This is a genomic window from Xanthobacter versatilis (assembly GCF_043193975.1).
Taxonomy (GTDB): Bacteria; Pseudomonadota; Alphaproteobacteria; order Rhizobiales; family Xanthobacteraceae; genus Xanthobacter; species Xanthobacter autotrophicus_E.
Genome location: NZ_JBAFVB010000005.1, coordinates 327,208 through 338,728, shown reverse-complemented (window position 1 = coordinate 338,728; position 11,521 = coordinate 327,208). Strand labels below are relative to the sequence as shown.

9 protein-coding genes are annotated in these 11,521 nt (G+C 68.5%); 4 read left to right on the top strand and 5 right to left on the bottom strand.

The features are described 5' to 3' along the window. Positions 1-5 precede the first annotated feature (5 nt). The 3 genes from yidC to rpmH are packed head-to-tail and all read right to left on the bottom strand — an operon-like array spanning position 6 to position 2,567. Entirely contained in the window at positions 6-1,844 is a 1,839-nt protein-coding gene (gene yidC, locus V5F66_RS12940) for a membrane protein insertase YidC (RefSeq protein ID WP_394094002.1), read from the bottom strand. Continuing rightward, positions 1,841-2,404 (bottom strand): ribonuclease P protein component, encoded by a 564-nt coding sequence (gene rnpA, locus V5F66_RS12935; RefSeq protein WP_394094001.1) that lies wholly within the window; start codon positions 2,402-2,404, stop codon positions 1,841-1,843. The genes yidC and rnpA overlap by 4 nt, the downstream gene beginning before the upstream one ends. Positions 2,405-2,432: 28 nt before the next feature. Further along, on the bottom strand, positions 2,433-2,567 hold the full coding sequence (gene rpmH / locus V5F66_RS12930) for a 50S ribosomal protein L34 (protein WP_012113946.1): 135 nt from the start codon (positions 2,565-2,567) through the stop codon (positions 2,433-2,435). 373 nt (positions 2,568-2,940) lie between these two features. Here rpmH and V5F66_RS12925 point away from each other — a divergent pair, with 373 nt between their 5' ends. From V5F66_RS12925 to V5F66_RS12910, 4 genes are all read left to right on the top strand, one after another. After that, the gene (locus V5F66_RS12925; RefSeq protein WP_394006958.1) at positions 2,941-4,740 is read left to right on the top strand and encodes a glucan ABC transporter ATP-binding protein/ permease; all 1,800 of its coding nucleotides are present in this window, start codon (positions 2,941-2,943) and stop codon (positions 4,738-4,740) included. Positions 4,741-4,977: 237 nt separating this feature from the next. Further along, positions 4,978-6,462, top strand: coding sequence for a D-alanyl-D-alanine carboxypeptidase family protein (locus tag V5F66_RS12920; RefSeq protein ID WP_394006960.1), 1,485 nt, complete (start codon positions 4,978-4,980; stop codon positions 6,460-6,462). Between the two features lie 198 nt (positions 6,463-6,660). Then, a complete protein-coding gene (locus tag V5F66_RS12915) occupies positions 6,661-7,833 on the top strand; it encodes a CobW family GTP-binding protein (protein WP_394094000.1) in 1,173 nt (390 codons plus the stop codon). Positions 7,834-7,844: 11 nt separating this feature from the next. Then, complete coding sequence (locus V5F66_RS12910) at positions 7,845-8,402, top strand: DUF924 family protein (protein WP_394052070.1); 558 nt, start codon at positions 7,845-7,847, stop codon at positions 8,400-8,402. On the opposite strand, the gene V5F66_RS12905 is transcribed toward V5F66_RS12910, so the two are convergent. Together V5F66_RS12905 and V5F66_RS12900 are read right to left on the bottom strand one after the other, a co-directional pair. After that, complete coding sequence (locus V5F66_RS12905) at positions 8,399-9,688, bottom strand: TIGR03862 family flavoprotein (protein ID WP_394093999.1); 1,290 nt, start codon at positions 9,686-9,688, stop codon at positions 8,399-8,401. The two genes, V5F66_RS12910 and V5F66_RS12905, sit on opposite strands and share 4 nt — an antisense overlap. 145 nt (positions 9,689-9,833) lie before the next feature. Beyond that, positions 9,834-11,333: a phosphomannomutase/phosphoglucomutase gene (locus V5F66_RS12900; RefSeq protein ID WP_393999277.1), complete on the bottom strand. Its 1,500-nt coding sequence runs from the start codon at positions 11,331-11,333 to the stop codon at positions 9,834-9,836. Between the last annotated feature and the right edge of the window lie 188 nt (positions 11,334-11,521).

Genomic DNA, 11,521 nt, shown 5'->3' with positions numbered 1-11,521 from the left:
AGTGGCTATCCCTTGGCCGGCTGCTTCTTCTTGAAGGCCGACTTGATGTTGTCCCACAATTCGATCTTCACGCCGTTGCGCTTCATGATCATGGCCTGCTGGCTCACCGAGAGCGTGTTGTTCCACGCCCAGTAGATCACCAGGCCGGCGGCGAAATGGGCCAGCATGAAGGTGAAAATGATGGGCATCCAGTTGAAGATCATCTGCTGGGTGGGGTCCGGCGGGGCCGGGTTCAGCTTCATCTGCACCCACATGGTGATGCCCATGATGATGGGCCAGGCGCCCAGCATCAGGTAGCCACCGAGCACCGGGACCGAGGACGGATCCCACGGGATGAGCCCGAACAGGTTGAAAATGGTGGTGGGGTCGGGCGCCGAGAGGTCGCGGATCCAGCCGAAGAAGGGCGCGTGCCGCATCTCGATGGTCACGAATAGCACCTTGTACAGGGCGAAGAAGACCGGGATCTGGATCACGATGGGCAGGCAGCCCGCCACCGGATTGATCTTCTCCTTCTTGTACAGCTCCATCAGGGCCTGCTGCTGCTTCACCTTGTCGTCGGCGTAGCGCTCGCGGATGGCGGTCACTTCCGGCTGCACCGCCTTCATCTTCGCCATGGAGGCGTAGGACTTGTTGGCGAGCGGGAAGAACAGGCCCTTCAGCGCCACCGTGATGATCAGGATGGCGACACCGAAATTGCCCACCAGGCGATAGAGCCAGTCGATGGCGAGGAACAGCGGCTTGGTGATGAAGTAGAACCAGCCCCAGTCGATGAGCAGGTCGAAGCGGTCGATGCCGTACTTCGTCTTGTAGCCGTCCACCACCTGCACCACCTTGGCGCCGGCGAACAGCTGGCCCTTGGCGGCGACGGTGGCGCCGGGCTCCACGGTGAGCGGGGCGGCCAGATAATCGGCCTGGAAGGTCTGGGTGCCGGCGAAGGTGGAGGTGGAGAACTTGGCGTCCACCTTCACGCTCTGGTCGGGGATGACGGTGGCCGCCCAGTATTTGTCGGTGATGCCCAGCCAGCCGCCGGTGGCGGCGAAGGTGTGGGGCTTCTCCTTGTCCATCTTGGCGTAGGTGATCTCCTGCAGGCCGCTGTCACCCAGCACGCCGATGAGGCCTTCGTGCAGGATGTAGAAGCCGGCCACGTGCGGGATGCCATGGCGGGAGACGAGGGCGTAGGGATAGAGCGTCACCGCCGCGCCGGTCTTGTTCTCCACCTCGTCCTTCACCGCGAACATGTAATGGTCGTCGATGGTGTAGGTGCGGTGGAAGATCAGGCCCGCGCCGTTGTCCCAGCTGAGTGTCAGCGGGGTCTTCTCGGTCAGGGTGCCGCTGGTGGTCCACACGGTGTCGGGGCCGGGCACCTTGACGCCGGTGCCGGCGGCCGCGGTCCAGCCGAATTCCGCATAGAAGGGATTGGGCGCGCCGGAGGGGGACAGGAGCACGATGTTCGGGCTCTTGGGGTCCACCGTCTCGTGGTACTCGGTGAGCAGCAGGTCGTCCACGCGACCGCCCTTGAGCGCGATGGAGCCCTTCAGGCGCTGGGTCTCGATGGCGGCGCGGGGGGTCAGGGCGAGGGCTTCCTCGCGGGTCAGGGGCCGCGCCGGGACCGGGCTGCCCGCCTGCGGCACGCCGGCCGAGCCGGGCGTGGCTCCTGGTGTTGTGCCGGCTGTCGTGCCAGGGGTGGCGCCGGGCGCCGGCTGCTGCGCCTGCTGGGCGATGCGCTGCTGCTCGGCGGCCTGGCGCTGGCGCTCGGCCTGTGGAATGCCGAAGAAGAACTGCCAGCCAATGAGGATCGCCAGCGACAAGCCGATGGCGATGAACATGTTGCGGTTGTCACTCATGCCGGAAGGCCTCCGTCGGCGGGCGTCGGCTTAATGTCGTCGGATGGGGGGGTGGGCGCGCCGGCCGCGGCGCCGGCCCCTCCGGTGGACGCGGGGTGCTCCGGCCGGCGGTCCGCCTCGCGGGCGCCGTGGGGAGCATTGGGCTTGGGTGCGTCGGACTTGGGTAGGTCGGACCTGGATGGACCCGTCCTCGATGCACCGCTCTTGGGGGCGTGCGTTTTGGCCCCCGGGGCCTTGGGCGTGTGGACCTTGCGCACGCTGCGCTCGATCTCCCGCACCAGGGTCTCGAAGGGGGTGCGCAGCGCGGCTTCGCGCGCCACCAGCACATAGTCGAAACCGGCCCGGCCCGCATCGGGCAGCACGCGGCGCACCGCCTCGCGCAGACGGCGGCGGATGCGATTGCGCACCACCGAATTGCCGGTCTTCTTGGTGACCGTGAATCCCACGCGCACCGTTCCGGCATCGCCGCGATCGCGGCCCTGCATCAGGAACGACGTCGCCCCGGCCCGTTCGGCCTTGGCGGCTGCGAGGAAGTCACGACGTTTGCGGAGATGATCCAAGCTGGGCAGCTCCGCGAATGTCCACCCCTCAGGCGGACAGGCGCTGGCGGCCGTGGTTGCGGCGGGCGGCGATGATCTTGCGGCCGTTGCGGGTCGCCATGCGCGCACGGAAGCCGTGGCGGCGCTTGCGCACGAGCTTGCTGGGTTGATAGGTGCGCTTCACGGTCAAATCTCCGGGTATCTTGCGTGGCTTGAGGCATCGGACCCCGGCAGCGAAGCTGCACCGGCGCTTATGGCCGGTCCCCGTTCGCGCGGCTCGAAACTAGGTTCGATACCAGCTTCGACGCACGCAATGAGGTCTGGGCTCCGGCCGCCGCAGCCGCCTGAGTTCGGGGTCGGCTTATAGGGGCGGGAAGCCCGCGCGTCAATCGGCAGCGTGCGAGTGGGTATCGGGAGGCGACCGCAGTCCGTCCCCGGGTTGGGCATCCCACCACCGCTGCTGGCGTCCGTAAACACCCCCGCATTGACCCACCCCCTTGCGCCCGCGCCCGCGGTTGGCTCTTGTGGCGGCACACCGGCACGGGAAGCCCGCGACCATGAGCCTTTTTCGCGTCTATACCCGCACCATCGGCCTGCTGGGACCAGAGGCCCGGCTCGGGGCGCTGCTGGTGGTGTCCAACCTGATGCTGGCCATCGCTCAGTTCGCCGAGCCCATCCTGTTCGGCCGCATCGTGGATACGCTGGCCGCCACCCAGGCCGCCTCCCGCCTGCCCACCTTCGACGACCTCACCCCCCTGCTCGCCGCCTGGGTGGGTTTCGGGCTGTTCAATATCGGTGCCGGGGTGCTGATCTCGCTGCATGCGGACCGGCTCTCCCACCGCCGCCGCCTCGGCATCCTGACGCAATATTTCGAGCACGTGCTGCAATTGCCCCTGAGCTTCCACGGCGAGACCCATTCCGGCCGCCTGCTGAAGGTGATGCTGGAGGGCGTGGATTCCCTGTGGGGCCTGTGGCTCTCCTTCTTCCGGGAGGATTGCGCCGCCATCATCTCGCTGGTGGTGCTGGTACCGGTGGGCATCTGGATCAACTGGCGCCTGGGCCTGGTGCTGATCGTGCTGATGGCGGTATTCGGCATCGTCACCGGCTATGTCATCCGCCGCACCGAGGCCATGCAGCGGGAGGTGGAGGAGTATAATTCCGACCTCGCCGAGCAGACCTCCGACGCCCTGGGCAACGTGGCGGTGATCCAGAGCTACACCCGCACCGAGGCCGAGGTGTCCGGCCTCAAGGCCACGGTGAACCGGGTGCTGGCGGTGCAGATCCCGGTCTTGTCGTGGTGGGCCATGGTGTCCATGGCCACCAAGGCGGCGACGACGCTCACCATCCTCGCCATCCTGCTCATCGGCACCTGGCTCTACCTGCACAACATGGCCGCCATCGGCGACATCGTCACCTATGTGGCCTTCGCCAACATGCTCATCGGACGGCTCGACCATACGGTGAGCTTCTTCAACCAGCTGCTCATGTCGGCCCCGCAGCTCGCCCAGTTCTTCGAGGTGCTGGACACGGTGGGCTCGGTGCGTGACCGGCCGGGGGCGAAGCCCCTGCCGCAGGTGGCGGGCGACGTGGTGTTCGACGATGTCTCCTTCTCCTACGACGGCAAGCGCACGGCGGTGGAGGATGTGACCTTCCATGCCACGCCGGGCCAGACCTTCGCCTTCGTCGGTACCACGGGGGCGGGCAAGTCCACCGCGCTGGCGCTGCTGCACCGGGTGTTCGACCCCCAGTCGGGATCGATCCGCATCGACGGCGTGGACATCCGCGACGTGACGCTCTCCTCCCTGCGCCATGCCATTGGCGTGGTGTTCCAGGAGCCGCTGCTCTTCAACCGCTCCATCGAGGACAATCTGAGGGTCGGCAAGCCCGACGCCACCGAGGCGGAGATGCGCGAGGCGCTGTCCCGCGCCCAGGCGCTGGAGCTGGTGGAGCGCAATCCCCTCGGCCTCAAGGCGGTGGTGGGCGAGCGCGGGCGGGCCCTGTCCGGCGGCGAGCGCCAGCGTCTGTCCATCGCCCGCGCGCTGCTGAAGAACCCGCCCATCCTGATCCTCGACGAGGCCACCAGCGCGCTCGACGCCGCAACGGAAGTGAAGGTGCAGGCCGCTTTGGACGAGGTGATGAAGGGGCGCACGACCCTTGTCATCGCCCATCGTCTCGCCACCGTGCGCAATGCCGACCGTATCCTGGTGTTCGAGCGCGGCTGCGTGGTGGAGGCCGGTACCTTCGACGAGCTGGTGCAGCTCGGCGGCCGGTTCGCAGCGCTGGCCCGCGCCCAGTTCATGACCGGCGCAGCGGATGGAGCGTCACACGTCGCGGCCCATCCCATCGTGGAAACGTAACGGGGCGGAAAGGTTTTCCGGAGCTCAATTCGGGCATTCCCCGGACTGGGGCAAGAATGTGGCAAACAGAACCGTGCCCATGGCGCCATTGCTTGCCTTTCGCCGCCCTATTGCGACTTTCCCGGCGGGGCGAAAGCGGGTAATGAAGGACCAATAGGGTGATGAGCTATTCTGGCTGACACGGGAGCTGAGCGGTTGGCGCGCACGAAATCCAGTCCCGGCGCCCGGGCGACTTCCATGGGCGATGCCCGCCGTGGACTTTGTCTCGGTCTTGCCGCTGCGGTGCTCGGCGTCGGGCTCGCCGGCTCGCTCCTCGTCCATCCCGCGCAGGCCAATCCGGTGCTTCTGGTGGAGGCCGACACCGGCCGGGTGATCGAGCAGAAGGAAGCCGGCCGGCCCTGGCATCCCGCCTCCGTCACCAAGCTGATGACCGTCTATGTGGCGCTCAACGCGGTGAAGAACGGGCGCCTCACCCTGGACACGCCCCTTACCGTCTCGGCCGCCGCCGCCTCCCAGCAGCCCTCCAAGATGGGCTTCAAGCCGGGCACCGTGGTCACCCTCGACAACGCCATGAAGATGGTGCTGGTGAAGTCGGCCAACGACATGGCCTGGGTGGTGGGCGAAGGCGTCGCCGGCTCCATGCCCGCCTTCGTGGCGGAGATGAACGCCACCGCCGCCCATCTCGGCATGAGCGGCACCCATTTCGAGAATCCCAACGGCCTGCCGGACCCGGACCAGATCACCACCGCCCGTGACCTCGCCATCCTGGCGCGGGCCATCATCTACCATTTCCCCGAGCACGAGGCCTTGTTCCGCATCCCGGCCATCAAGATCGGCAAGGCGGTGCTGCGCAACTACAACCGCCTGATCGACCGCTATCCCGGCGCCGACGGCATGAAGACCGGCTTCGTCTGTGGCTCTGGCTATAATCTGGTGGCCACCGCCACCCGCGGCAACAAGCGCCTCATCGCCGTGATCCTCGGCGCCCGCTCCGGCACCGCCCGCACCGAGCAGGCGGCGCTGATGTTCGAGAAGGGCTTCCAGTCGTCCTGGGGTGTGTTCGGCGCTGCGCAGCCGCTTTTGTCCAACATTTCCAACAGCGGCGGCCCGGCCTACGACATGAAGGCCGAGGTCTGCGGCGGCAAGCGCGCCGTCACCGCCTCCGAGGCCGATGACGAGTCCGAAGGCAGCAGCGGCGGCTTCGCCTTTGCCGCACCGGTGCTGCCCAAGTCCGGTGCCGAGCTGCTGCAGACCCTGCCGCCCTCCATGCCGCCGGTGGTGGTCTATGTGGGCACCCGCAACGCGCCGCAGGATCTGGCCTCGGCCTATCCCGAGGAAGAGAAGCCGAAGAAGAAGCCGGGCGCCAAGGACACCAAGCAGGCCAAGGCGTCCGCCGGCTCCGAGAGCGCGTCGGCCGAAAGCGGCGACGGCGCCAAGCCCACCGCCAAGCCGAAGCCCAGGACCGGTGATGGCAAGACCGCCGGCAGCAAGCCCTCGACCGCGACGGCCAGCACCGGTGACGAGCCCAAGTCTGCGGCCAAGTCCAAGAGTGCCAGCACCTCCGGCGACAAGCCGGCGAGCGGTACCGCCCAGAAGAAGCAGGTGCAGCCCCAGGCGCCGGTCACCGCCGGCTCGGTGCCCGCGTCGAAGCCCAAGCCCAAGCCGAAGCCCGCCGAAACCCCGGCCGAAAGCTCCGCCCCGGCCCCCAAGCCCGCCACCTGAGGCGCGCGCCCAAACGGGCGCATTCCAGCAGTCTTCATGCGGCCCGCAAGTGCCGCTCCGCAGGCGCTGTGGGGCGCGTGGGCATGCGCGCCATTCCGGGCGCTATGCCGATCCGGACATCCATCGCCCTTGACCCGGCGCGCCGGCTGATGGAGGCAGAGGGAAGAGACTTCCCTTTCGTCCTGTGGAGACATCGCCATGCCGGGCAACGTGCCCGCCCCAGAGGCGCCCGCCCAAAATGCGCCGGCCGACACCGCGCCCGCCCGCCGTCGCGGACCGCCGGAGCCCATTCCGGTCACGGTGCTGACCGGCTTCCTCGGCGCCGGCAAGACCACGCTGCTCAATGCCTTGCTGGCCGATCCGGGCCTGGCCGACACCGCTGTGCTCATCAACGAGTTCGGCGAGGTGGGGCTCGACCATCTGTTCGTGCGGCCGGTGGAGGAGGGCATCGTCATGCTCGCCTCGGGCTGCCTGTGCTGCACCGTGCGCGGCGACCTGGTGGCGGCGCTGGAGGACCTTTTGCGCGGCCGCGACAACGACCGCCTGCCGCCGTTTGCCCGCGTCATCATCGAGACCACGGGCCTCGCCGATCCGGCGCCGGTGATCCACACCCTGATGACCCACCCCTATCTCGGCCTGCGCTACCGGCTCGACGGGCTCGTCTGCGTGGTGGATGCGGTGAATGCGGACGCCACCCTTGATGCCCATGAGGAGGCGGTGAAGCAGGCGGCCATGGCCGACCGCATCGTCCTCACCAAGACCGACCTGGTGGCCGACGCGGACCGCCCGCAGCTGGAGGCGCTGCGGGCGCGGCTCAAGAGCCTCGCCCCCGGCGCCCGGCTGCTGGACGCGGCGGCGGGGGAGGCGCAGGCCGCGTCCATCCTCGGCGCCGGGCTCTATGCGACCGCCGGCAAGACGCCGGACGTGGCCCGCTGGCTCGCGGCCGAGGAGGTGGCGGCGGCGGAACCGGACGGCGCGCGCCTCGACCCCAACCGCCACGATGCCCGCATCCGGGCCTTCACCTTGGCCACCGACGCCGCCATTCCGGCCGCCACCCTTGACCTGTTCCTGGAATTGCTGCGCGCCACCCATGGCGGCAACGTGCTGCGCATGAAGGGCATCGTGAAAGTGGCGGAGGAGCCGGACGCGCCTATCGTGATCCACGCCGTGCAGCATGTGATGCACCCGCCCGCGCGCCTGCCCGCCTGGCCGGACGAGGACCATCGCACCCGGCTGGTGATGATCGTGCGCGACCTCGACCCCAAGGTCATCGCCCGCCTGTTCAACGCCTTCCTCGGCGTGCCGCAGGTGGATACGCCGGACCGCGCCGCGCTCACCGACAACCCCCTCGCCCCGCCGGGGCTGCGGTGATGCTCAAGGGCATGACGCCTGAGAAAATGACGCCGGCGGATGTGCTCGCCTTCTGGCGGGCGGCGGGCCGGGAGAAATGGTTCGGCGGCGGCGCGGCGTTCGATGAAGAGGTGCGCGCCGCCTTGCTGCCGGCCCATGAGGCCGCCGTGGCGGGAGCACTCGACGCGTGGCGGGAGACGCCCGAGGGGGCGCTGGCCTGGATCATCCTGACGGATCAGGTGCCGCGCAACGCGTTCCGCGGCACGCCGCGCGCCTTCGCCACCGACGCCCGCGCGCTGGCGGCCGCCGAACGGGCGGTGGAGAGGGGCTTTGACGGGGCGCCGGAGATTGCGCCGGCGCTGCGCACCTTCTTCTACCTGCCCTTCATGCATGCGGAGGACAGGGCCGCACAGGCGCGGGGCGTGGACCTCTACCGCGCGCTGGGGCAGGAGGAGGGGATGGCCTTCGCGCTGGTCCATAAGGAGATCATCGACCGCTTCGGCCGCTTCCCCCACCGCAACCCCATCCTCGGCCGCCAGATGTCGGCAGAGGAGCAGGCCTATCTCGATGGTGGTGGCTTCGGCGGCTAGGCCGGAGGATGATCAGGCGGAGGCGATCCTTCGGCAATGGTCCCTGCGCCAGGGATCTCCGGGCCAATCCCGAGCCGCGCCTTGATGCCTTCCGCCGCCGCGCGGCCGGTGGAGAAGCAGGCCTGCAGCAGATAGCCGCCCGTGGGAGCTTCCCAATCCAGCATCTCGCCGGCCGCGAACACCGGCGGCAGGTGGGCAGGCAGGCCGGCGAGGGCATAGTCGTCCCCCACATGGCTCCAGGCGATGCCGCCGGCGGTGGAGATGGCGCGCTCCAGCCCCGCATGGCCGGTCACTTCCAGCGGCAGCGCCTTGATGAGGCGGGCGAGGGCCGGCGCATCCGGCCGCACCGGGCCGGTGACCTCGCGCACCAGGTTCGCCGCCACCGGGGCGAGGCCGCCATTCTTGCCCAGCACGGTGGAGAAGGAGGCCTTCTGCGGCGCGGCGGCGAGCCGGGCGGCGAGGGCCTTTTCGTCCACGTCCGGGCGCAGGTCGAGATGGAGGGTGATGGAGCGGTGGCCCAGCGCCCGGCGCAGGTCGGTGGAGAGGGCATAGATGGCGCCTCCCTCCAGCCCCGAAGCTGTCACCACGGCTTCGCCGCGCACCAGCGTCTTGCCGAAGCGCAGGGCGATGCGCTTCAGCGGCGTGCCGGCGAAACGGGTGCGGAAAATGTCCGACCAGGCGATGGTGACGCCCATGTTGGAGGGCGCCAGCGCGTTCACCGGGACGCCCAGGGCCCGCATCCCCTCGACCCATCCGCCATCAGAGCCGAGGCGCGGCCAGGAGGCGCCGCCCAGGGCCAGCAGCACCGCATCCGCCGTCACCTCGGCCGGACCCTGCGGCGTGTCGAACAGCATTGCACCCGTCGGGCTCCAGCCCCGGAAGGCGTGGCGCAGATGGAAGGCGACGCCCTGTTGCGTGAGCCGCGCCAGCCAGGCGCGCAGCAGGGGCGATGCCTTGAAGCTCAGGGGGAACACCCGCCCGCTGGAGCCGACGAAGGTCTCCTCGCCCAATTCCAGGGCCCACGCGCGCAGGGCGTCCGGGGGGAACGCCGCCAGCGCCGGGGCGAGCCGGGCCTCGGCCGCGCCATAGCGGTTCAGGAAGCGCGGCAGCGGTTCGGAATGGGTGAGGTTGAGCCCGCCGCGCCCGGCCATGAGGAGTTTGCGGGCGACGGAGGGCATGCGGTCATAGACGCCGACGCGCGCCCCGGCTGCGGAGAGCATTTCCGCTGCGGCGATGCCCGCCGGGCCGGCGCCGACGATGGCGATGAAGGGCGCGTCGAGGGTCAATCTGTTGCCTTATGCCAGGGGCAGCCCGTGTGTGGTGGGCCGGGCCCTGAAAACGAGAAACCCTCCGCCGGACGACGGCGGAGGGTCGCAGACTTGCAAAGCTAGAGCACCCGCGCGCCGAAAAAGAGGCGGCGGGCCCTGGCGCTCAGATGGTCTGGTTGTACTCGCCCACTTCCGGGAAGGTGCGCAGCACGCCGTCGATTTCCTTGAACATCTCGCGCATGCGGGCGTCGGAGACCGGGCTCTCCACCACCACCACCAGCTCGGGCTTGTTGGAGGAGGCGCGCACCAGGCCCCAGGAGCCGTCCTCGCAGGTGACGCGCACGCCGTTCACCGTCACGAGGTCGCGGATCTTCTGGCCGGTGACGAGGGCGCCGTCCTTGGCGAGCTTCTCGTAATGCTCCACCACCTTGGCGACGATGCCGTACTTGGCCTCGTCGGTGCAGTGGGGCGACATGGTGGGCGAGGACCACGTCTTGGGCAGCGCTTCGCGCAGGTCGGAGAGCTTCCTGCCGGGGTTGCGGTCCAGCATGTCGAGCACGGCGATGGCGGAGATGAGGCCATCGTCATAGCCGCGGCCGATGGGCTTGTTGAAGAAATAATGGCCGCTCTTCTCGAAGCCGACGAGGGCGCCGGTCTCGTTCACCCGGCGCTTCATGTAGGAGTGGCCGGTCTTCCAGTAGTCCGCCTTCACGCCCAGCTTGATCAGCTCGGGGTCGGTGGCGAACAGGCCGGTGGACTTCACGTCCACCACGAAGGTGGGCTCGGGATAGATCTTGGCGAGGTCGCGGGCGAGCAGCACGCCCACCTTGTCGGCGAAGATCTCCTCGCCGGTGTTGTCCACCACGCCGCAGCGGTCGCCGTCGCCGTCGAAGCCCAGCGCCACGTCCGCCTTGTGCTCCAGCACCGCGTCCCGCATGGCATGGAGCATCTCCATGTCCTCGGGGTTCGGGTTGTACTTGGGGAAGGTGTGGTCGAGCTCGGTGTCGAGCGGGATCACCTCGACGCCCAGCGCCTCGAGGATCTTCGGCGCGAACGCGCCGGCCGTGCCGTTGCCGCAGGCCACCACCGCCTTGATGGGGTTCTTCAGCTTGGGACGGTCGGTGAGGTCCTTGATGTAGACGTCCGGGAAATTCTCCACGAACACGTAGGAGCCGCCGCCCTTCAGGTTGAACTTGGCGCCGAGGACGATCTCCTTGAGCTTCGTCATCTCGTCGGGGCCGAAGGTGAGGGGGCGGTTGACGCCCATCTTCACGCCGGTCCAGCCGTTGTCGTTGTGGGAGGCGGTCACCATGGCCACCGCCGGCACGTCCAGGGCGAACTGGGCGAAATAGGCCATGGGCGACATGGCGAGGCCGATGTCGTGCACCTTGATGCCCGCCGCCATGAGGCCGGAGACCAGCGCCAACTTGATGGAGGACGAATAGCTGCGGAAGTCGTGGCCGGTCACGATCTCCGGCTTCACGCCCATCTCGTGCATCAGGGTGCCGAGGCCCATGCCCAGCGCCTGCACGCCCATCAGGTTGATTTCCTTCTGGAACAACCAGCGCGCGTCATATTCCCGGAAGCCGGTCGGCTTCACCATGGGCTCGGACTCGTAGGCATAGGTGTTGGGGGTCAAGACCGGCTTGGGTGTGGGGAACATGCAGAGAGCTCCTGCGGGCCTGAATTTCGCAGCTGCGAGATAGCACGGTTTCGTGACTGAACGAACGCTGGAAGCTTGAGAATAGCTCCCGAGACGGCAAAAAGTAGCATATAAACGGTATTATAATAACTAAACAGGTGGTTCTGCAGGTCCCTGCGCGATTTTGGGGGCGGGCCCGAAGGCCCTTT